This is a genomic window from Agrobacterium sp. SORGH_AS_0440, assembly GCF_031453135.1.
Classification (GTDB): Bacteria; Pseudomonadota; Alphaproteobacteria; order Rhizobiales; family Rhizobiaceae; genus Agrobacterium; species Agrobacterium pusense.
Window position 1 is genome coordinate 1,854,221 of the sequence record NZ_JAVIYR010000002.1, and the last position, 20,666, is coordinate 1,874,886.

Genomic DNA, 20,666 nt, shown 5'->3' on the forward strand with positions numbered 1-20,666 from the left:
TCCGACCGCCGACGACGTCAGATCAGGTCCAGCGTCATCACGACTGGGCAATGATCGGAAGCCTTGGGGCGGTCCCAGCCAGTGCGCGGATAACGCTCCACCTCCTGCCCCGGCGGAAAGATGGTGCGATAAGGCTGGCCGGCGCGGACGATTTCGGGAACCCGCGTCGCGTTGCTTTCGGCCAGGCGCGGAGAAAGCCAGATGTAATCAAGCTGGCACAAATGCTGCTCCTGTGGGCCCCGCGAATGATAGAGCGTCCAGCGGTCCATGACATCGCGACGCAGCATAGGATTGATGACGAAATCGTCGGCAGTGAAGACATCGAGCGCACTTCTTGCCTCTTCGACGGGCGTGAAGCTGTAGCCATTGCGCCTGTCACCGGCAATCGCGACGCGTTCCTGATAGTCGTTCATGTCGCCGCAGATCGCGAAATTCTTGTTGCGCGTATTGCCCGCACCCCAGCGATTTTCGATGATGCGGCGCACAGCCATGGCTTCCGCCTCGCGGATCGGCATGGTGCCGAGCCGGGCGTCCAATGCTTCACGGGCATTGGTCATGGACTTGAAATGCGTGACGTAAAGCGTCAGCGGCTTGCCGCCGATCCTCAGATCGATTTCAAGGCAATCCCGTTTGAATATCTTGTCATCGATCTGGTTGGTCGCGGCGAGTTCCGGATTGAAGAGATCGAGATTGCGATAGGTCAGTGCCGCATGGCTCTTGATGTCGACCACCTCGATCTTCTCGCCATCCCGCGTCTCCTCGCGCATGACGACCGCGACATCGATACCGCGGCTGTCATTGCCCTCGACCAGATATTTCTGCAGATAGCCATTGCCGACCATGCGATAGAGATAGCCATATTCGAAGGCCTGCAGGGCCGCCATGTTGTCGACTTCCTGCAGGCAGAGAATATCGGCATCCGCGTCGGCGATGGCGAGCGCCGAAAGCTGGCGCGTATCGTCGGTGGATGAGACCATCCGCGCACTTTCAAGGGCCTGATAGGTCGCCTCGTCCCTGATATCAAAAAGCTGGATCGCCCTGTCGCGTCGCGTCTGGTTGCGAAAGCCGGTGAAATCGAAACGGGTAAGAAGATTTTCGATATTGAAGGTGGCAAGCCGAAGCGACATGAATCATTCCCATTGCTGCGACCCCAGCTTAGCCGGTGTCGCTCCGCCTTTCCAGCGTTCGGCAGTGCGTGCGCTCTAAAGCCGCCACCCGCTGCGAATGGCAACCGGAAGCCTGTCACCCACAGCTGCGGCTTCACGCGAATAGGCCCTGACCGCCTGCCCATCCGGCAGGTCAAGACGAAGGGCATAACGCTCGCCCTCGTACAGAACCGAGGTGACGGTGCTGGCAATGCCTTCCGCGTCCCGCACCACATCCTGCGGCCTCACAAGCACGTCGGCCCGCGATGCTCCCGCGCCTCTCTCCATCGCCGCCCGAAGTGCGGACCAGTCGAGATCGCGCGATGCCCCTTCCGGCAGTGGGAGGCTGAGGATCGTCCCCTGCCCGACCAGCGACCCGACCAGCCTGCCCTCCGGCCGCGCGTAAAGCTCCGCAGGCGCCGCGACCTGAAGCAGTTTGCCGTGCGACATGACGGCGACATCGGTTGCCAGCGCCATGGCTTCCGCCTGATCGTGAGTGACATAGATCATCGTCGCGCCGGAACGGGCATGGAAATCCCGAAATGTCTCTTCCATTTCCTGCCGCAGATGCCGGTCGAGGTTGGCGAGCGGTTCATCGAGCAATACGACGTCAGGCTCGGTGACGAGGCAGCGGGCGAGCGCAACACGCTGCCGCTGGCCACCGGAAAGTTCGGCGGGACGGCGATCCGCGAAGCTCTCAAGTCGGACGGCGGCAAGCGCCTGACGCACCCTCTCGCGGTATTTTTCGCCCGTAATACCGCGCACCTTCAAAGGGTAGCCGGCATTGTCGGCAACCGACATGTGCGGCCACAGCGCATAGGACTGGAACACCATTGCCATGTTGCGCCGCTCCGGCGCCACCATGCTGCCGGCATCGGCCAGCACCCGCTCGCCGAGCAGGATGGAACCATCCGTCGGCTGTTCGAACCCGGCAACCATGCGCAGCACTGTGGTCTTGCCGCAGCCGGAGGGTCCGAGCAGCGCCAGAAAGCCGCCTTCCCGCACAGTGAGAGAAACATCGTCCACGGCCGGTTTCGAACCGGCACCGAAGCTCTTCGACAGGCGGTTAAGGATCAGTTTCGCCAAGGCACAACTCCTTTTGGCAGATAGCGCCCCAGAATTTCGAGCAGCAGCATGAGGAAAATCACCATGATGACGACAAGCACCGATAGCGCCGAGGCGAGATCGAAGCTGCCGCTGTCATCGAGGTTGTAGATGAGCACGCCGAGCGTCTGTGTGCCGGCAGACCAAAGGAGCGCCGAAACCGTCAGCTCGTTGCAGGCGATCAGAAACACGAGGATGACGGAAGCCCCTGCCGCGGGCCCGACCAGCGGCAGGATAATATCCTTGAGCCGTCGCCAGAAACCCGCGCCCGACAGCCTTGCTGCCTCTTCCAGCGATGGATCGAATTGCAGGAAAGCGCTGACCATTGGTTTCAGGCTGACCGCGAAGAAAGAGGAGAAATAGGCAAGCAGAATGATCCAGATCGTGCCGTAAAGCGTAATGCCGAGCAATGGAATGGGAGCGGCGAAAAGCAGCACGAAAGAGACGGAAATCACCACCCCCGGCAGCGCATAGGGAATATCCACCAGCGCCGAAAGCAGGAACATGAACCGGCTTTTGCCACGCACGAGGAAATAAGCCGTCAGCACTGTCACCGCCAGGAGACACAAGGATGTCGTCGTCGCCAGAAACAGCGAATTGCGGAACGCCGTGCGGGTTACGCTCTGCCGATAGAGCAACTCTTCATAGGCATGCAGCGTCGCGGTCTTGAGGCTGAGCGGCACCCCATAGGCAGGCGCGAGCGAGCTTGCCACCAGCGCCGTCAGCGGCGCCACCAGCATGAAGAACAGCACGAGCCACAGGGCAAGCTCCGCCGCCACCCGCCACAGCCCAAGCCGGAAGGTCGCCGCCTTGCCGGAAAGGCCAATGATGCGATAGTCCCTCCCCTTCATCGCCCGTTCCTGCAGCGCAAGCCCGGCGACGGAAATGATGGCGATCATGGTCGAGAGAATGGCGATATCACCGAAGGTGCTGGTACCGAAACTGGCAAAACGGCTGTAGATCAGCGTCGGCAGGGTAAAGATCGAAGCGGGGATGCCGAGGATCGCCGGAATGCCGAAATTGCCGACGTTGGAGACGAAGGAGATCGCCGCGCCCGCGATCAGTCCAGGCGTGGAAAGCGGCAGGATGATATCGCACAAAACGCGCCGTGGTGAAGCCCCGGAAAGCTTGGCGGCCTCTATGCCATCCTGCGGTAAGGCGAGCAGCCCCGCGCGCAGCGACAGATAGACGAGCGGCGCGTGCTGCACACCGAGCAAGAGTGCGATGCCAGCGATTGAATAAAGCGGCTGCGGCGAACCCATCGCCGGCGCGAGACCGATGGCCTTCAGCAGCGTACTCGACGGGCCGGTCATGCCGATCCACGACAGCGCCGTCACCTGCGGCGGGATCATCATCGGCAGCATGAACAGGAAGCTTAAGATCGACTTGCCGCGGATGTCGCAGAGCGTCAGGGCAAGCGCGAAAGCGCCGCCGATTCCGAGTGAAATCAGCATGCCTAAAAACGAGGTGGAGAGCGTGTTCAGCGCCGCATCCCAGAGCGCCGGATCGGCCAGAAGTCGCCATATGTCACCATTCAGTGACGAAACGACGCCGGTATAGGCGAGGCGTCCGAGCGGCAGCGCGCTCAGCGCAAAAACAACACTCACCACAAAAGGAAACAGCCAGCGCGGCTGGCTGTTTCCATAAGCCTTGGAACGGGTCATTCCGATTTATCAGCCCTTGGAACCGAAAATATCGGAGAAGGTCTTGAGATCCTGTTCGGAATTCTTCAGTGCATCGGCAGCGCTGAGCGGCAGAACCTTGATCTTGTCGCGGGCCGGGAAACCTTCCGGCATGCCGGCATCGGCACGGACAGGGATGTAACCGAGCTTGACGAAGCCCTGCTGGCCCTTTTCCGAAAGCACGTAATCGACAAACTTCTTGGCCGCTTCCTCGTGCTTGGTGCCCTTGATGATCGCGACCGGCTCGGTGACAGCAGAAACGCCCTCTTCCGGGAAGACGAATTCGACCGGTGCGCCCTTGGCCTTTTCACGGATCGGCATGTAATCGACCACCACGCCGTAAGCCTTTTCGCCCGAAGCGACGGACTTCAGCACCGCGCCGTTGCCACCGCCGGCAATGGCTTCATTGGCCTTCAGCTGCTTGTAGTAATCCCAGCCGAGGCCATTTGCGGCGGCAAGCGTCTGCGCGTGGATCAGTGCGGCACCCGACGTCAGCGGGCTCGGCATGGTCACGAGACCCTTGGCTTCCGCCTTCGCCAGATCTTTCCAGCTCGTCGGCTTCATCGCGGCGGCCGTATTGTACATTATGCCTGTCGTGATGAGCTTCGTGGAGTAATAGAAGCCGTCTGCATCATAGAGCGTGGCATCGATATTCTTGGCTTCGGGAGACTTGTGGGCGAGCAGCTGACCGGCCTGCTTCATGCGCTCCAGCGTCACGGTATCGGCGATCAGAAGCACGTCGGCAACCGGATTGCCGGCGCTGATTTCCGCCATCAGCTTGGCCATGATTTTCGGCGTTCCGTCACGCACCCACTCGACTTCGAGACCGGGATTGGCAGCCTTGAACCCGTCAACGGTCGCCTGCGCGTCCTCATTCGGCTGGCTGGTATAAAGCACCAGATCGGCGGCATTGGCAGCAGTGGCGATGAAGCCAAGCGATACGATGGCGGTGAAAGCGGAGAGCAGCGTTTTCATGGATCCAGTCCCTGTTGTTCGGTGGGACCGCTTAAACATGATTGCATAACATGTATGTGACAGGCAGGATTTTAGTGGTGTGATCTGTTGGGGCCAGCGGGATTGAGGGGAACAGTGCCTCTTGGTGCTTGCGGCTCACCCCCTCTGCCCTGCCGGGCATCTCCCCCTCAAGGGGGGAGATCGGCAAGAGGCGTTGACAGCACTTCATTTTCAACTGTTGCGATAGGCGATACCTTAACCGCGAGTCGATCTCCCCCTTGAGGGGGAGATGTCCGGCAGGTCAGAGGGGGGTGAAGCCACAACCCCCGTCGCCGCCGAAAAACCTCGCAACCCTCAAATCGCCGGAACTACCTCAGCCGTTTCCGCCTGAGCCGTCGCAATCAACCGCCCGAGGCGCTTCATGCCTTCCTCGATCATCGCCTCGTTGGCGCAGGAGAAGCTGATGCGCAGCGTGTTCGTGCCCGAACCATCCGCAAAGAAAGCACGGCCGGGAACGAACGCAACCTTTTCGGTGGCGATGGATTTGGCAAGCAGCGCCGCCCCATCCATGCCCTCAGGCAGCGTCACCCAGATGAACATGCCGCCTTCCGGCTTCGTCCAGCTGGTCGTCTTCGGCATGTACTTCTCGAGCGCCGCCAGCATCGCATCGCGGCGTGCGCTATAGGCTGCCTTGATCTTGGCCACCTGCTTGTCGAAGCCGCGCGAGGCGACGCGTTCGATGGCGATCTGGTTGATCGTCGAGGAATGCAGGTCGGCGGCCTGCTTCATCAGCACCAGCTTACGGATGACAGGAGCGGAAGCGACGATGTAACCGACGCGCAGACCCGGAGCGAGCGTCTTCGAGAAGCTGCCGCAATAGATGGTGCGGGTGTTTTCAATGCCGCCCGAACGGGCAATGTCGAGCGCCATGATCGGCGGAACGGCTTCGCCATCATAACGCAGCGACTGATAAGCCGCGTCTTCTATGACGGCGATATCGAGCTCGTCAGCAAGCTCCAGGAGCTTCTGCCGTCCGGCCAGATCGACGGTTTCGCCGGTCGGATTGGAAAAATCGGCCGATAGATAAGCGAACTTCACCGAACCGCCAAGCTTGGCCGCGGTTTCGCGGTAAGCCTCGGGCGTGCGGTTACCGCCGGGGTTCAGCTGGTCATAGTTGGGCTCATAGGCATTGAATGCCGAGAGCGCGCCGAGATAGGTCGGCCAGGTGACCAGCGCCGTATCCTTTGGCGACAGGAACAGCTTGCCGAGATAATCGAGACCCTGCTGCGAACCGGAAACGATGAAGACGTTGTCGGCGGTGCATTCGATGCCGATCTTGTCCATTTCGCCCGCCAGCCATTCGCGCAGCGGCTTGTAACCTTCGCTGACGGAATATTGCAGCGCGGCATTGACCTGCGCGCCGGAAAAAATCTCCGCGTAAGCCTGCTGAAACTCCTCTGCTGGGAAAAGAGCGGGGTCCGGAATACCGCCGGCAAAGGAAATGATGTCGGGCTGCTCGAGCAGCTTCAGCAGTTCGCGGATTTCAGACGCTTTCATGCGCGAAGAGCGCGTGGCGAAAATTTGTTCCCAATTGAGCATGGGTACGTTTCCTCTTGTGTCGTTTTTATGCGTGCATCTTTACAGAAATGTCGATACGTCAGCAATACTGACTTATCAGTTTTTCGAATTATTTCTGCCTCCCTGCACATTGCCCTTAACTGGTCTCAATCGAGGCCGATTTCGCGGACAAAGCCAAATACACCCTTGCGCGAAGCTTCACAATCACACCTTTGCGATTGACGCCACGGGGTTTTCCGGCTGGATTGCACGCGAGCCACGACACGGCGAAAGCATCATGGGAGTTTGAGGACATGCTGAAGAATATCGACCCGGCGCTGAATGCCGACGTTCTGCACGCGCTGCGCGCCATGGGTCACGGCGACACGCTGGTGATCTCGGACACCAATTTCCCCTCCGACTCTGTTGCCCGCCACACCACAGTCGGCAAAGTTCTTCACATCGACAACGTCTCCGCTGCCCGCGCAATGAAAGCGATCCTGTCCGTCCTGCCGCTCGATACCCCGCTGCAGCCCTCAGTCGGCCGCATGGAAGTGATGGGCGCGCCCGATCAACTGGAACCGGTACAGACCGAAGTGCAGAAGGAAATCGACGCGGCGGAAGGAAAGTCCGCCCCCATGTACGGCATTGAACGCTTTGCCTTCTACGAAAAAGCCAAGCAGGCCTATTGCGTCATCACGACGGGCGAGACGCGGTTTTACGGCTGCTTTCTGCTGACGAAGGGCGTCATCCCGCCGGGCAAGTAAGATCGCACGACAAGATGGGCCGGGTATCTCACCCGTCATGACAATTTAAAGTTGTTGTGGCAAAAACTTCCCCTGGGTTCGCAAAACCAACCGGAGGGGTGAGGTATCATGACACGATATGTCCTGGCATTCTGGAATGTCGAAAACCTGTTTGCGCCGGAGGGTTATCCGGCGCTCGAGCCGTGGATTGACGAGCGCCTGAAGAACGATCTGAAAGGCTGGACCGAAGACCTGTTCAAAACCAAGGTCAAACAGCTCGGCCTGATCATAAGTCAGATCGGCGGCGCGGGACCGGATCTGCTGGGTGTCTGCGAAGTCGAGAACCGTTTTGTGCTGGAGACGCTGGCGGAACATCTGAACGATCTCATGCCCACGCGAGCCTATCGCGTTGTGCACGCCGATTCCAGCAAGGACCAGCGCGGCATCGACACCGCCTTCATCTACGACAGCAAAAAACTACTGATCAACGAGAACGAGATTTTCAGCCATTTCGTCATGCGCCGCACCGGCACGCGCGACATTACCCAATGCACCTTCATCACCAAGGGCGGCCGCCAGCTTATCGCGCTCTCCAACCACTGGCCGTCGCGCTCTGGCGGCGCGGTGGAAAGCGCCGGTTTTCGCATGACAGCCGGCGAAACGCTGGGCTACTGGCACCAGCGGATCAGGGAAGAGAAAGGCAACGACATCGCCGTCATCGCCTTCGGCGACTTCAACGACGATCCTTCCGATGCATCACTGCGCTACCACGCCAATTCCACCCGCGAGCGCGACGATGTCGAAAACTCGCAATCGGCCATGTTCTACAATCTTGCCTGGAACTACCTGCGCCAGCTGGTGATGGATTCCGTCGGTTCAGCGCGAACGATTTATGGCACGCTCTACTTTAACGGCGATGCCAATATCTTCGACCAGATTCTCGTCTCCAGATCACTTCTTGTCGGCAGCAACGGTTTCAAGGTGCGGGAAGAAACCGCAAAAGTCGAAGCCATCGCCGCCATGGTCAGTCACAGCAAGAACGAGGGGCCTATCCGCTTCGGCCTGTCGAAGGGCGACGCGGTCAAAAATGTCAATCTCGGCGGTTTTTCCGATCACTTTCCCGTTTCCGTTATCGTCGAGGAAGACGACGCCATCATGTGAGGGCACATCGAAAACGAAAGGCCGGAGCTTTCGCCCCGGCCTCCAAAATTTTCATCAAGCAATGAAGCTTAGTTGACGGCCTTGTCGACCAGCTTGTTCTTGCCGATCCAGGGCATCATGCCGCGGAGCTTGGCGCCGACTTCTTCAATCTGGTGGCTGTCGTTGTTGCGACGGATACCCTTGAAGCGAGCGCCGCCGGCTTTCCATTCCTGCATCCACTCGGAGGTGAACTTGCCGGTCTGGATGTCGTGCAGGACGCGCTTCATTTCAGCCTTGGTGTCGGCAGTGATGATGCGCGGACCGGTGACGTATTCGCCCCATTCTGCGGTGTTGGAGATCGAGTAGTTCATGTTGGCGATGCCGCCTTCATAGATCAGGTCAACGATCAGCTTCACTTCGTGCAGGCACTCGAAATAGGCCATTTCCGGAGCGTAACCGGCTTCGACCAGAGTTTCGAAACCAGCGCGGATCAGTTCGACGAGACCGCCGCAGAGAACGACCTGTTCGCCGAAGAGGTCGGTTTCGCACTCTTCCTTGAAATTGGTCTCGATGATGCCCGAACGGCCGCCGCCAACGCCGCAGGCGTAGGAGAGAGCGAGTTCAAGGGCGTTGCCCGAAGCGTTCTGGTGAACGGCAACGAGGCAGGGAACGCCGCCGCCCTTCTGGTATTCGCCGCGAACCGTATGGCCAGGGCCCTTCGGTGCGATCATGACGACGTCGAGCGATGCCTTCGGCTCGATGAGGCCGAAGTGAACATTGAGGCCGTGTGCGAAAGCAATCGCTGCGCCATCACGGATGTTGCCGGCAATGTCGGCCTTGTAGATGTCGGCCTGCAGTTCGTCAGGCGTTGCCATCATCAGCAGGTCGCCCCACTCGGCGGCTTCGGCAACGGTCATGACCTTGAAGCCATCGGCTTCGGCCTTCTTGACGGTCGGAGAACCGGCCTTGAGAGCGATGACGACGTTCTTGGCACCGGAATCCTTGAGGTTCAGCGCATGGGCGCGGCCCTGGGAGCCGTAACCGACGACGACGACATTCTTGGACTTGATGAGATTGAGATCGGCATCACGATCATAATAAACGCGCATTTTATGGTCCTTCCCTAATGCTTGTCTCTCAGTTGTCTGAACCGGAAGCTTAAGCGACCTTGCCGCCCAGTTCCGAATGTACCTTTTCCGTGCCGTAGAGGGTCAGGAAGGCAATGACCGCCTTCTTCGCCCGGGCAGAAAAATCCTTGTCCGGCGCCTCGCCCAGCAGCATGCGCACATGCAGATCCGAGACGATAAGGCCGTAAAAACTGCGATATGCCTCTTCGGCATCATCGAAACGCAGGTAACCGGAACGGCGACCTGCCTCGATCAGCCCACGGGCGCGGCGGTCGATCTGGCGACGACCACGTTCCAGCAGCAGATCACCGAGCTTCGAGCCATCCCGGCTCGCCTGCCCTATCGCCAAACGGTTAAGCGCCAATGACACGTCGCCTGCCAGCACATCCAGCAGGTCATGGGCGAAAACCTCGAGGTGATCGGCAAGCTGCGGTGCGGAGACGCGGTCACCCGCCTTTTCGAAGGTGCGGACCTTGCTCTGCTGAAAGGTGATCATCGCCGCCAGCAGGCCATCGCGATCACCGAACCACTTGTAAAGGCTTTCCTTGGAACAGTTGGCGGCGCGCGCCAGCCCCGATGTGGTCAGCGCTTTCTCACCGCCTTCGACCAATAGACGCAATGCCTGGTCCAGAACGGCGTTCTGGCGCGGCGAAAATTCCTGCGCTGTGATCGGGTCGGAAGCCAAGTCTTTCCACTCCAAGGGGCTCGATTGATGTACCGTACGGTACGGTTCGAGCGCCATTTAAGCGGAGGCGGCGTTGCGGTCAAGCGGATTCTTTAGAGGGGGATGAGAATTGACGCGGTGCGGCGTGGGATGAATAGCACGCGGGGTACGTCTTCAAGCGGTTGTGTGTGGTAGCGGGTCGTCGGTGGGTGTGGCTTACCCCCCTCTGCCCTGCCGGGCATCTCCCCCTCAAGGGGGGAGATCGATATGCGGCTAGGTTTCGACCATCTCAGCGGTCGAGGATGGAGTGGCGAAAGGGGCCTCTTGCTGATTTCCCCCCTTGAGGGGGAGATGCCCGGCAGGGCAGAGGGGGGTAAGCCACACCCACCGACGACCCGCTACGAATGCACAGCCCCAGTCTACCCCGCCGCAATCTCGCGCGATGCATCGACGTCCCGTGACGGCGACAGCCCGTAAAAGCGGCTATATTCTCGGCTGAACTGCGAAGGGCTCTGATAACCGACGCGATGGCCCGCGGTGCCGGCATCCAGTCGCTCCAGCAGCATGAGCCGCCGCGCCTCATGCAGGCGAAGCTGCTTCTGGTACTGGACCGGCGTCATGGCCGTGATCGTCTTGAAATGATGATGGAAGGACGACACGCTCATGCCGATGTGATCTGCAAGGTCTTCGACGCGCAGCTGGCGTGCGAAATTCTCGCGCAGCCATGCGATGGCGCGGGCGATGCGGTTGCCGTGACTTCCAGCGGCAATGATGTTCATCAGCTGCCTGCCGGCCGGTCCGGTCAAAATGCGATAAAGGATTTCCTGTTCGATGAGCGGCGCCACGGCGGCAATGTCTGCGGGACGATCGAGCAGGCGCAGCAGGCGGATGGCCGCATCGAGAAGTTCCGGCGTGGCTGTGTTGACCACGATGCCGCGCTGCGCATTCGTCGGCTCCACCGGCGGATCGATAGGAACACGCCGCATGAGATCGAGCAGCTTTTCACTGTCGATGGCAAGCGAGATGCAGAAATGCGGCACTTCCCTGCTCGCCTCCACCACCCGCCACGCAACCGGCAGATCAAGCGATGTCAGGAGATAATCGCCGGCACCGTAGTTGATGGTGTCCGTCCCCAATTGGACGCTTTTCGATCCCTGGATCACCATGGGCGAGACAAGGGCGATAACTGCCGTGGCAGGGAGCGCTCGGAGTCGTACGCCGGCTGATGCCAAGGGAGCCGATTGCCGTCTGCACCTCGCCGTCGCTGGTAGCATGCCGCGCGGCGATGGAAGCAATTTCCTGATAGACATTGAACGACAAGGACATAGGGGAAATCCCTTGACTGACGGAAGAGGTGTATTTGATGTCATCTATCTAGAAAGCCTCTCGGCCCGCGCAAAGAGCGCACCATCATATTTTTGCAGGATCGTGCAAAAAGCTAGGAGGATCGCTCTAACGCCCGTTCGTTCTTCCATTGCATATTCCGCCGTCCCCAACTCCCGAAAGGATATTCAGATGGCTATTGCAAGAGGTTACGCTGCGACAGATGCGTCGAAGCCGCTTACCCCGTTCACCTTCGAACGCCGCGAGCCGAATGATGACGACGTCGTCATCGATATCAAATATGCCGGTATCTGCCATTCCGACATTCATACCGTCCGCAACGAATGGAAGAACGCCGTCTACCCGATCGTTCCGGGCCACGAAATCGCCGGTGTCGTCCGCGCCGTTGGCTCCAAGGTCACCAGATTCAAGGTCGGTGATCATGTCGGCGTGGGCTGTTTTGTCGATTCCTGCGTCGGTTGCGCCACGCGCGATCTCGACAATGAACAGTACATGCCGGGTCTCGTGCAGACCTATAACTCCGTCGAACGCGACGGCAAGACCGCCACGCAGGGCGGTTACTCCGACCATATCGTCGTGCGGGAAGATTACGTCCTCTCCATTCCGGAAAACCTGCCGCTCGACGCCTCCGCTCCCCTGCTCTGCGCTGGTATCACGCTTTATTCGCCGCTTCAGCACTGGAATGCCGGTCCGGGCAAGAAGGTGGCTATCGTCGGCATGGGCGGTCTTGGCCATATGGGCGTGAAGATCGGTTCAGCCATGGGCGCGGATATCACCGTGCTTTCGCAGACACTCTCCAAGAAGGAAGACGGCCTTAAGCTTGGTGCGAAGGAATATTATGCCACCAGCGATGCCTCGACCTTCGAAAAGCTCGCCGGTACCTTCGACCTGATCCTGTGCACCGTTTCGGCGGAAATCGACTGGAATGCCTATCTCGGCCTGCTGAAGGTCAATGGCACCATGGTGCTTCTCGGTGTGCCTGAACATGCGATCCCCGTGCACGCCTTCTCGGTCATCCCCGGCCGCCGTTCTCTGGCTGGCTCTATGATCGGCTCCATCAAGGAAACCCAGGAGATGCTGGATTTCTGCGGCAAGCACGACATCGTGTCCGAAATCGAAAAGATCGACATCAAGGACGTCAACGAGGCTTATGAGCGCGTGCTGAAGAGCGACGTACGTTACCGCTTCGTCATCGACATGGCGTCGCTCGACGCTTGATGCGTCCGGAAACGGCGAAACAGGAAACGGCGGGAAGCCATGCTTCCCGCCGTTTCTTTGTCGCTTGCCTCACGCCTCGTCCTTCAGCGTTTCTTTCTGGGTGATCAGCCGCGCGCTGTGCTGGCCACTCAAGTAAATCCAAAGCCAGCTCCACGCCACGGCCAGCCGCGAACGCGTTCCGATCAGGAAATAGATATGGGCAAGTCCCCATATCCACCATGCCAGCACGCCCTTGAGCTTGAACCGGCCAAAATCGATCACCGCGGCGCGTTTGCCGATCGTGGCAAGATTGCCCTGATGGCTGTAGCGGAAGGGTGAAGGAAACGGCTTGCCGTCAAGCCGCGCCTTGATGACCTTCGCGACATAAGCGCCCTGCTGCTTTGCCGCAGGCGCAATACCCGGCACCGGCTTGCCGTTTTCCTGATTGACGGCGGCGGTATCGCCGATGACGAAGATATCGGGATCGTCTTCCAGATTAAGCTGTGGCCCGACAATGGCCCGCCCTGCCCTGTCGGCGGCGGCATTGAGCCATTTGGCCGCGGGAGAAGCCTGCACGCCGGCGGCCCAGACGACCGTACGGCATGGATAATGGGTCTCGCCCACCGTCACGCCCTCGTCGCTGCAGGCCGTCACCGGCGTTCCGAGCAGAACCTCGACGCCAAGTTTCTCAAGCGCCTCCTTGGCATAGGCCGAAAGATCCTCCGTAAAGACCGGCAGCACGCGGGGACCAGCCTCGACGAGCAGCACGCGGGTCTTTCGGGTGTCAACGTTGCGGAATTCCGCCGGCAGCGCCTTATGGGCAAGCTCTGCAATCATGCCTGCCATTTCCACGCCGGTCGGGCCTGCCCCTATGATGACAAAGGTTAGCAGTGCCTGTCGTTCGTCTTCGCTGGTCGCGAGTTCGGCCCGTTCGAAAGCCAGAAGCAGGCGGCGGCGGATCGTTGTCGCATCCTCCAGCGTCTTGAGACCCGGCGCGGAACGCTCCCACTCATCGTGACCGAAATAGGCGTGGCGTGCGCCTGTAGCCAGCACCAAAGTGTCGAAGCGGATCGTTTCACCGGTGTTGAGATGCACGGTCCGGGCCGCCCGATCCACGCCGGTCACCTCGGCAAGCAGCGTCGTGACCTCCTTGCGATCGCGGTAGAGATGACGGATCGGCCACGCGATCTCGGATGTCGCCAGCGCAGTCGTCGCAACCTGATAAAGCAATGGCTGGAAAAGGTGATGATTGCGACGATCGATCAATGTGATGCGGACAGAGGCCCCCTCCAGCCCGTGTACCAGCTGCAAACCGCCGAAGCCTCCACCCACGACGACAACATGATGTTCTTGCATATGTCTCTGCCTTCAAAAGCCCGAGCATCGGTCCGGAAAGTGAATTCCGACTATCGGAAACGCCGATACTCAACCCAGAACCTAGTTCGGCGGGACCGGTTCCGACATATCTCCCGCCGCCCTCGCGCACGGAGCATGCGCAAGGCAGAACATAGGCGAAAAAATTGGCTTTGGTTATGAAATAGCCTGACCGCAGGCCTGCCGAAAACGCCGGACTGTTTCCGCCATGCCATATTCCAGGGCATCCGCCGTCAACCCGTGGCCGATTGAAACCTCGGCCAGATAAGGGATACGTTTCATCAGCTTTGGCAGGTTCGCGACGGTGAGATCATGGCCCGCATTGACGGCAAGTCCGAGCGCCGCAGCATGGTCCGCCGTCCGCCCAAGCGTCTCGACGAGCACATCGGCCTTGTGCGGATCGTCATAACAGCCGCCATAGGGCCCGGTATAAAGTTCGATACGCGCAGCGCCCGTCTCAGCCGCCAGTTCCACCGGCTCGCGTTCGCCGTCGCCATCTGCGAAAAGCGACACCCGCATGCCGCCCGATTTCAGCCGTCCGACGACCTGCTTCAGAAATTTCGCATGCTCGCGGAAATCCCAGCCATGATCTGAGGTTGCCTGCGACGGATCGTCAGGTACGAGTGTGACCTGTTCGGGCTGGGTCTTTTCGCACAGAAGGAGAAAATCCTCACTCGGATATCCTTCAATGTTGAACTCCGCGGAGGGAAACCTGTCATCGATCAGCGCGCGCAGGGCCGGTAGATCCGAGAAGCGGATATGGCGCTGGTCAGGCCGCGGGTGTACAGTCAGCCCGCTCGCCCCCGCCTCCAGTGCAATATGCCCGAAATGCGCGACATCCGGCCACGGAAGATCGCGGCGGTTGCGTAACATGGCAATTGCGTTCAGATTGACAGAGAGTTTTGCGGGCATGGCATCGGGCTCCGGTTCGGAATTGACATCCTGTTTCACGCAGGTTGACGCCGACCGCAAGGAGGCTGATAAATTTTTTATCATACCGGGAACGAAAGTGCGCATGACACGTTCCGGTTTTGATGTAGCGTTTGGCATTATGTTTTTATCGAAAAACGGTCTGTTGCGGGGGAATAAGCAACAGACGCCTTTAAAAAGGCAGACACGCTGCCGGAGAGCGCGAAGGGGGAGACAATGCAGGATGGCCGGATGCCGTTCGAAAGTCACGGCGACGAGGACAAACCCAATCTAAGGGTCAACAGCTTTCTACCGGATATAAGCCTGCCCTCATCGCTGCCCGCGGAACCGGTTCCGATCGCCGACATGGCCAATATCTTCGGAGTGACCCACCGTACCCTGCATTTTTACGAAGAAAAGGCACTGCTGACGTCTAAACGCATCGGACAGATGCGGGTCTATTCTCACCGCAACGTCCAGCGCATGGCCGTTATCAACGTTTGCCGCGAAGTCGGTATTTCCGTGGCTTCGATTACGGAGATCATGGAAAAACTGGTCCGTTCTCTCTCGCAGGAAGAGGCAGACGATATATTTCGCGACGCACTAAGGCAGCGAAAGCGAGAGTTGACGGCGGAGCTTTCCACGCTCCAGCGCCAGGCCCAGCAGATCGAGGAACTGCTCGTCACCGATAGCGACGAAGATGGCGCGGACGCGGCCGAGAGGGGACAGGCAAACGACATCGCGCTAACCGATCCTGAACGGAAATGTCTCGAACTCATGGCGGAAGGATACGCCCCTGTCAGGCTCGCCCGCGCCCTTGGTCTTTCGGCAAACGAGCTTAACATCCTCGAAGCGAAGATTATCGGCAAGTTCAGCGCCAGCAACCGTTTTCAGGCGGTGGCCAAGGCGGTTCTGCTCGGCGTCATCCGCGCCTGATCAGGATCAGCGAACGATGGTCAGGGTCTCAGCCGCGCGGGTAATGGCGGTGTAAAGCCACCTCTCGCGCGAGTCCCGGAACGCATAACTCTCATCGAAGAGAACCACGTTATTCCATTGCGAACCCTGGGCCTTGTGCACCGTCAACGCATAGCCGAAATCGAATTCGTCATAACGCTTGCGCGTGGACCACGGAATTTCGGTCTCCACGTCCTCGAAGGCCGCCTTCAGCAGTTTGATCTTGGCCGCACCGCGATCCATATCGTCGTCTTCAGGCCGGATCATCAGGTTGATACCAGGCTTCACCGTCTCGCGCGACGAACTCATCACCTGCCACAGCGAGCCGTTGAGCAGGCCCTTGGCAGGATCGTTGCGAAGGCAGACCAGCTTGTCGCCCGATTGCGGATAATCGGCGGTAAAACCCTTCAGCTCGCGAAGACGTTGATTATAGCGGCGGCGGGTGCGGTTGGTGCCAACCAGCACCTGATCGGCATCGAGTACCAGCGACTGCGTCACCTCGGATTTGGAGATCACCTGCGCGGAACCATAATCGCCGCGCATGATCTCCCGGCCTTCCCGCACATCCATGGCAAGATGGATGATGGGATTGTCCTTCGCCTGGCGATGGATTTCCGACAGCAGATAATCCGGCTCCTGCTCGGTAAAGAAGCCTCCGCCCGAAACCGGCGGCAGCTGGCCGGGATCGCCGAGCACGAGGATCGGCGTGCCGAAACTCATCAGATCCTTGCCAAGCTGTTCGTCTACCATCGAACATTCATCGATGATGATGAGCGCCGCCTTGGCGAGCGGGCTCTGGCGGTTGATGGAGAACATCGGCGCAATCGAGGTCTTGCCGGTTTCTTCGTCTTCCACCGTCTCCTCTCCGCGCGGGCGGTAGATCAGGGAGTGGATGGTGCGGGCATTGGTCGCGCCGCGCGAACGCAGCACCTGCGCCGCCTTGCCGGTGAAGGCCGCAAACAGCACCTCTCCATCGACGTTTTCCGCAAAATGCTTGGCAAGCGTGGTCTTGCCGGTTCCGGCATAGCCGAACAGCCGGAAAACCGGCGACCGGCCTTCCTTGAGCCAGCGGGAAACAGCCTTGAGCGCTTCGTCCTGTTGCGGTGAAAATAACATGCGCCCTCATCGCAGGATTCGAGCCCGGTACGCAACAGAAAAAGAACGAAAGATGAATATCGTGAGCGCTGAAGCGCAGGTTTACGACCGGTTTTCCCCGTTCGTCATCAGGCTGCTGAAAAAAATATTTTGCGAAGGGAATAAATCACGGACCAACGGTGTCTCTTGTTGTGCCGGCGGCTCGAGCCCGCCCGAACCAAGGAGGATATGTCCATGAAAATCCGCTTCATCGTCCCCGCCCTCGTTCTGGCCTTTGCCGGAACAGCCTATGCCGCCCCGGCGGTCGAAACGGTCAAGACCGCAAAAGGCAATGTGCTCGCAGGTGAAAAAGGCATGACGCTCTACACTTTCAAGAATGACAAGAAGGGCGTATCCAATTGTTATGACAAATGCGCCACGAACTGGCCGCCCTTCTTCGCTGCGGAGAATGCGAAAGCCGAAGGGGCTTACTCCATCGTGACGCGCAAGGACGGCAAGAAGCAATGGGCGAAGGACGGCATGCCGCTCTATTACTGGATCAAGGACACCAAGAAGGGCGATGCCACCGGCGACGGCGTGAACGGTGTGTGGGATGCAGCAAAACCCTGACGAGATGGAAGCTGCGACGCGGGGGAGACAGTCCCCCGCGGCCGGCAGCTTCGAAGCGGAGATGCTGGCCCTGATACCGATGCTGCGCCGTTATTCCCGCAGCCTTTCGCGCTCAGATACCGATGGAGAGGACCTGTTGCAGGACTGCGTCGAAAAGGCGCTGGCCAATAAAGCAACATGGCGCGGAACCGGTTTGAAATCATGGGCCTACACGATAATGACGAATCTTTATCGCAACCGCCACCGGACAGAGCAACGGCATCCTTCGGAAAGTCTCGATGAAACGATCGCCGCTGCCGAAACGCTGGGCGATACGCTGGAGAACGACCGCCTGCACGGCGCGCTTGCGCTGCTTTCGCCTGAGATGCGCGCCGTACTGATGCTGGTGACGGTGGAGGGCTACAGTTATCAGGAGGCGGCGGAGACATTGTCGATCCCGCTCGGCACCGTCATGTCCAGACTGTCCCGCGCCCGCGAAACCCTTCGCCAGCATCTGGCGGCGGATAATATCATTCCCCTGCGGAGACCACGATGAAACGGGCTGATGCCATAACCGAAGACGACCTGCACGCCTATGTCGACGGGCTTCTTTCCGACGATGACCGCGCGGCTGTCGAGGCATGGCTCGCGGAAAGACCGGAAGAGCAGAGCCGGGTGGAAGACTGGAAGAGACAGGCCGACAGCCTGAGAAATGCCTTCGCCTCCTATGCCGCCGCACATCCGCGTGACGCATCGATGCTGACTCGCGAAAAGGTCGCACGCGCCTGGCGGCTTAAACCCCTTCTCCTGCGAACCGCGGCAGCCTTCCTGATCTTCACGGCGGGTGCGGCAGCCGGCAGGCTTCTGCCGTGGTCCGCTTCCACGCCGCAGGATGTGGTGCTGGCATCGCTGACGACGGACATTCCTGCCCAGGCGAAATCCGCTTATCTCATCTACGCGAGCGAAGTGCGTCATCCCGTAGAGGTGGGGGCCGGGGAACAGCAGCATCTGGCAACCTGGCTTGGCAAGCGGCTCGGCTACCCCTTCGCGATTCCCGATCTTTCGAAGATTGGATATGACCTCGTCGGTGGGCGTCTTATCCCCGTCAGCGGCAAGCCGGGTGCGATGTTGATGTACCAGGACAGGACCGGCAGGCGGGTGACGGTGCTGATAGGCCACAACGAGGAAAACCGCACAACCAGTTTCCGCATGGCCAGCGCCGACGGAATCGAGACCTTCTACTGGATCGACAACGAGCTGGGTTACGCCGTCTCCGCGGAACTGACGCGAGCCGAGGTACAGGCGATCGCCGAGGAATGTTACCGGCAGTTCCCGACATAGGGTCGCCGAGTGGAGCCGTTATTTCAGCATCGGCCAGAGACTGATGACGAGAAGCACGGCCATGCTGATGTTGAACCATTTGAGCCGGACTGGAACGGAGAGCCAGTCGCGAAGCGCCGAGCCGAAACCGGCCCAGGTGGAAACACTGGGAAGATTGACGGCAGCGAAGGCCACCCCCACAAGCATTACGGTAAGGAAATACTGCGTCTCGTCCGTATATGTCGCCATTGCCGTAACCGCCATCACCCACGCCTTGGGATTGACCCACTGGAACGCCGCTGCTGCAAGAAAACTCATCGGCTGCGAAGCCGCCGTGCCTTCATGGAGGCTGCGGGACGTTCCGATTTTCCACGCGATCCAGACGAGATAAAGCCCACCCGCAAATTTCAGCCCGGTGTAAAGTGCCGGTACCGAATGCAACAGTGCCCCGAGGCCAAATCCGACCCCGATCAGCAGCGAAAGAAAGCCCGCACCGATGCCGAGCATATGCGGGACGGTGCGACGGAAACCAAAATTCACGCCGGAAGCAAACAGCATCATATTGTTCGGACCGGGCGTGATGGAGGTGGTGAAGGCAAACAGCACCAGCGCGATAAATGTCTCGGCAGTCATGATCTCTCCTGTGAAGGCAACCCTACCCACGGGACCGCCATCAGACCAGCCCGGCAAACCGATCGACGAGGTCAATTTTTTTGATGGATCGATCCCGCCCGTGCCGGGTTGAGAAGTCGGAACAAAGGCTTATTCTTTCCGCGAAAACCCTGGAGCGAAACGATGTATGATGACATTCCCTACGTTGCCCTCCCATCCGGAAAAGAGGTCCCAGCCCTCGGCCTCGGGACGTGGAACATGGGGGAGACGAGATCATCCGCCGAGCAGGAGGTTGAAAGTATCCGACGGGCCATCGACCTTGGCATGACGTTGATTGACACTGCGGAAATGTACGCGGACGGCCGATCGGAAGAGATAGTCGGCAGGGCTATCGTCAATCATCGCGAAGACGTGTTTCTGGTAAGCAAGGTCTATCCTTGGAATGCCAGTGCCACCGGCACTGCTGACGCCTGCGAGCGCAGCCTCGCCCGGCTCGGCACCGACCACATCGATCTCTATCTGCTGCACTGGCGCGGAGAGCACCCACTCGAAGAAACCGTGGCGGCTTTCGAAAGACTGAAGATGGACGGCAAGATCGGCGACTGGGGCGTCTCCAATTTCGACACGGACGACATGGAAGAGCTTTTCGCCGTTCCTGGCGGCAGGAACTGCGCCGCCAATCAGGTACTTTACAATCTGTCCCGACGCGGGCCGGAGTTTTCGCTGTTGCCCTGGTGCCAGCAACACGGCGTGCCACTGATGGCCTATTCTCCCATAGAACAGGGCCGTATTCTCAAGAACCATGAACTCATACGCATCGCCAAGGCCTATCAGGCGACCCCGGCGCAACTGGCTCTGGCCTTTCTGCTGGAAAGGGAAGGCGTCATCGCGATCCCGAAATCCTCGAATGCCGCGCGCGTCGAAGAAAATCGCGGCGCGACCGATCTTGATATAACCGAGGAGGACTGGGCCGCACTGGACGCTGTCTTCCCCCCGCCAACGCGCAAGACGGCGCTGGAAATGCTGTGACGTAACAAACGGTTAGGAAACACTTCTGAATCAATCGCTCAAGCGGTTGAATCGGAATGTGAACGCCAAGTCCCGTAGGCAGCCCTGTCGCCCAAGGGAAAATCAGGCGGACCAATCGAAACGGC

Annotated in this window: 19 protein-coding genes and 1 pseudogene; 8 read left to right on the forward strand and 12 right to left on the reverse strand. The window is 59.5% G+C overall.

What is annotated here, in order from left to right:
- Positions 1-17 precede the first annotated feature (17 nt).
- From QE453_RS18450 to QE453_RS18470, 5 genes are all read right to left on the reverse strand, one after another.
- Positions 18-1,127 (reverse strand): endonuclease/exonuclease/phosphatase family protein, encoded by a 1,110-nt coding sequence (locus QE453_RS18450; RefSeq protein WP_072494609.1) that lies wholly within the window; start codon positions 1,125-1,127, stop codon positions 18-20.
- Between the two features lie 75 nt (positions 1,128-1,202).
- On the reverse strand, positions 1,203-2,231 hold the full coding sequence (locus QE453_RS18455) for an ABC transporter ATP-binding protein (protein ID WP_309777630.1): 1,029 nt from the start codon (positions 2,229-2,231) through the stop codon (positions 1,203-1,205).
- Positions 2,219-3,913, reverse strand: coding sequence for an iron ABC transporter permease (locus tag QE453_RS18460; protein WP_309777632.1), 1,695 nt, complete (start codon positions 3,911-3,913; stop codon positions 2,219-2,221). The genes QE453_RS18455 and QE453_RS18460 overlap by 13 nt, the downstream gene beginning before the upstream one ends.
- A 9-nt stretch (positions 3,914-3,922) precedes the next feature.
- Positions 3,923-4,906 (reverse strand): ABC transporter substrate-binding protein, encoded by a 984-nt coding sequence (locus tag QE453_RS18465; protein ID WP_004442696.1) that lies wholly within the window; start codon positions 4,904-4,906, stop codon positions 3,923-3,925.
- 333 nt (positions 4,907-5,239) lie between these two features.
- Positions 5,240-6,484 (reverse strand): PLP-dependent aminotransferase family protein, encoded by a 1,245-nt coding sequence (locus QE453_RS18470; RefSeq protein ID WP_004442697.1) that lies wholly within the window; start codon positions 6,482-6,484, stop codon positions 5,240-5,242.
- 272 nt (positions 6,485-6,756) lie between these two features.
- Between QE453_RS18470 and QE453_RS18475 the strand changes: the two genes are divergently transcribed.
- The gene (locus QE453_RS18475) at positions 6,757-7,209 is read left to right on the forward strand and encodes an RbsD/FucU family protein (RefSeq protein ID WP_309777633.1); all 453 of its coding nucleotides are present in this window, start codon (positions 6,757-6,759) and stop codon (positions 7,207-7,209) included.
- A gap of 108 nt (positions 7,210-7,317) precedes the next feature.
- On the forward strand, positions 7,318-8,349 hold the full coding sequence (locus tag QE453_RS18480) for an endonuclease/exonuclease/phosphatase family protein (protein ID WP_309777634.1): 1,032 nt from the start codon (positions 7,318-7,320) through the stop codon (positions 8,347-8,349).
- A 68-nt stretch (positions 8,350-8,417) separates the two neighbouring features.
- On the opposite strand, the gene ilvC is transcribed toward QE453_RS18480, so the two are convergent.
- From ilvC to QE453_RS18500, 3 genes and pseudogenes are all read right to left on the reverse strand, one after another.
- Positions 8,418-9,437, reverse strand: coding sequence for a ketol-acid reductoisomerase (ilvC, locus tag QE453_RS18485; RefSeq protein WP_309777635.1), 1,020 nt, complete (start codon positions 9,435-9,437; stop codon positions 8,418-8,420).
- A gap of 49 nt (positions 9,438-9,486) precedes the next feature.
- Positions 9,487-10,140, reverse strand: a complete 654-nt coding sequence (locus QE453_RS18490; RefSeq protein WP_004442706.1) for a TetR/AcrR family transcriptional regulator — start codon at positions 10,138-10,140, stop codon at positions 9,487-9,489.
- 398 nt (positions 10,141-10,538) lie between these two features.
- Positions 10,539-11,445, reverse strand: a pseudogene (locus tag QE453_RS18500) (AraC family transcriptional regulator N-terminal domain-containing protein).
- Positions 11,446-11,634: 189 nt separating this feature from the next.
- Here QE453_RS18500 and QE453_RS18505 point away from each other — a divergent pair.
- Complete coding sequence (locus QE453_RS18505) at positions 11,635-12,681, forward strand: NAD(P)-dependent alcohol dehydrogenase (RefSeq protein ID WP_004442709.1); 1,047 nt, start codon at positions 11,635-11,637, stop codon at positions 12,679-12,681.
- Between the two features lie 69 nt (positions 12,682-12,750).
- On the opposite strand, the gene QE453_RS18510 is transcribed toward QE453_RS18505, so the two are convergent.
- Positions 12,751-14,016 carry an NAD(P)/FAD-dependent oxidoreductase gene (locus QE453_RS18510; protein WP_244455623.1) on the reverse strand — a complete coding sequence of 422 codons (1,266 nt, stop codon included), beginning with the start codon at positions 14,014-14,016 and terminating at the stop codon, positions 12,751-12,753.
- A 174-nt stretch (positions 14,017-14,190) separates the two neighbouring features.
- Positions 14,191-14,946, reverse strand: a complete 756-nt coding sequence (locus tag QE453_RS18515) for a pyridoxine 5'-phosphate synthase (protein ID WP_048902722.1) — start codon at positions 14,944-14,946, stop codon at positions 14,191-14,193.
- Between the two features lie 234 nt (positions 14,947-15,180).
- On the opposite strand from QE453_RS18515, the gene QE453_RS18520 reads away from it, so the two are divergent.
- On the forward strand, positions 15,181-15,879 hold the full coding sequence (locus QE453_RS18520; RefSeq protein ID WP_072494615.1) for a MerR family transcriptional regulator: 699 nt from the start codon (positions 15,181-15,183) through the stop codon (positions 15,877-15,879).
- Between the two features lie 6 nt (positions 15,880-15,885).
- On the opposite strand, the gene QE453_RS18525 is transcribed toward QE453_RS18520, so the two are convergent.
- Positions 15,886-17,013, reverse strand: a complete 1,128-nt coding sequence (locus QE453_RS18525; protein WP_004442716.1) for an ATP-dependent RecD-like DNA helicase — start codon at positions 17,011-17,013, stop codon at positions 15,886-15,888.
- A 207-nt stretch (positions 17,014-17,220) separates the two neighbouring features.
- Between QE453_RS18525 and QE453_RS18530 the strand changes: the two genes are divergently transcribed.
- From QE453_RS18530 to QE453_RS18540, 3 genes are read left to right on the forward strand one after another with little or no spacing between them, the layout of a single operon-like run.
- Positions 17,221-17,601, forward strand: coding sequence for a hypothetical protein (locus QE453_RS18530; protein ID WP_051634433.1), 381 nt, complete (start codon positions 17,221-17,223; stop codon positions 17,599-17,601).
- Positions 17,585-18,136: an RNA polymerase sigma factor gene (locus QE453_RS18535; protein WP_309777637.1), complete on the forward strand. Its 552-nt coding sequence runs from the start codon at positions 17,585-17,587 to the stop codon at positions 18,134-18,136. The genes QE453_RS18530 and QE453_RS18535 overlap by 17 nt, the downstream gene beginning before the upstream one ends.
- Entirely contained in the window at positions 18,133-18,921 is a 789-nt protein-coding gene (locus QE453_RS18540; protein WP_309777638.1) for an anti-sigma factor, read from the forward strand. The genes QE453_RS18535 and QE453_RS18540 overlap by 4 nt, the downstream gene beginning before the upstream one ends.
- 18 nt (positions 18,922-18,939) lie before the next feature.
- Here QE453_RS18540 and QE453_RS18545 read toward each other — a convergent pair whose 3' ends face one another.
- Entirely contained in the window at positions 18,940-19,533 is a 594-nt protein-coding gene (locus QE453_RS18545; protein ID WP_004442723.1) for a LysE family translocator, read from the reverse strand.
- Between the two features lie 162 nt (positions 19,534-19,695).
- On the opposite strand from QE453_RS18545, the gene QE453_RS18550 reads away from it, so the two are divergent.
- Complete coding sequence (locus QE453_RS18550) at positions 19,696-20,541, forward strand: aldo/keto reductase (RefSeq protein ID WP_309777640.1); 846 nt, start codon at positions 19,696-19,698, stop codon at positions 20,539-20,541.
- The last annotated feature ends 125 nt before the right edge of the window (positions 20,542-20,666 follow it).

Bases quoted from the DNA above. Each gene is read 5' to 3' on its own strand.
- QE453_RS18540 (WP_309777638.1), top strand. From the start codon at position 18,133: ATGAAACGGGCTGATGCCATAACCGAAGACGACCTGCACGCCTATGTC.
- QE453_RS18505 (WP_004442709.1), top strand. From the start codon at position 11,635: ATGGCTATTGCAAGAGGTTACGCTGCGACAGATGCGTCGAAGCCGCTT.
- QE453_RS18535 (WP_309777637.1), top strand. From the start codon at position 17,585: ATGCAGCAAAACCCTGACGAGATGGAAGCTGCGACGCGGGGGAGACAG.
- QE453_RS18520 (WP_072494615.1), top strand. From the start codon at position 15,181: ATGCAGGATGGCCGGATGCCGTTCGAAAGTCACGGCGACGAGGACAAA.
- QE453_RS18450 (WP_072494609.1), bottom strand. From the start codon at position 1,127: ATGTCGCTTCGGCTTGCCACCTTCAATATCGAAAATCTTCTTACCCGT.
- QE453_RS18460 (WP_309777632.1), bottom strand. From the start codon at position 3,913: ATGACCCGTTCCAAGGCTTATGGAAACAGCCAGCCGCGCTGGCTGTTT.
- QE453_RS18525 (WP_004442716.1), bottom strand. From the start codon at position 17,013: ATGTTATTTTCACCGCAACAGGACGAAGCGCTCAAGGCTGTTTCCCGC.
- QE453_RS18530 (WP_051634433.1), top strand. From the start codon at position 17,221: ATGTCCATGAAAATCCGCTTCATCGTCCCCGCCCTCGTTCTGGCCTTT.
- QE453_RS18550 (WP_309777640.1), top strand. From the start codon at position 19,696: ATGTATGATGACATTCCCTACGTTGCCCTCCCATCCGGAAAAGAGGTC.
- ilvC (WP_309777635.1), bottom strand. From the start codon at position 9,437: ATGCGCGTTTATTATGATCGTGATGCCGATCTCAATCTCATCAAGTCC.
- QE453_RS18480 (WP_309777634.1), top strand. From the start codon at position 7,318: ATGACACGATATGTCCTGGCATTCTGGAATGTCGAAAACCTGTTTGCG.
- QE453_RS18510 (WP_244455623.1), bottom strand. From the start codon at position 14,016: ATGCAAGAACATCATGTTGTCGTCGTGGGTGGAGGCTTCGGCGGTTTG.
- QE453_RS18545 (WP_004442723.1), bottom strand. From the start codon at position 19,533: ATGACTGCCGAGACATTTATCGCGCTGGTGCTGTTTGCCTTCACCACC.
- QE453_RS18515 (WP_048902722.1), bottom strand. From the start codon at position 14,946: ATGCCCGCAAAACTCTCTGTCAATCTGAACGCAATTGCCATGTTACGC.
- QE453_RS18475 (WP_309777633.1), top strand. From the start codon at position 6,757: ATGCTGAAGAATATCGACCCGGCGCTGAATGCCGACGTTCTGCACGCG.
- QE453_RS18465 (WP_004442696.1), bottom strand. From the start codon at position 4,906: ATGAAAACGCTGCTCTCCGCTTTCACCGCCATCGTATCGCTTGGCTTC.
- QE453_RS18470 (WP_004442697.1), bottom strand. From the start codon at position 6,484: ATGCTCAATTGGGAACAAATTTTCGCCACGCGCTCTTCGCGCATGAAA.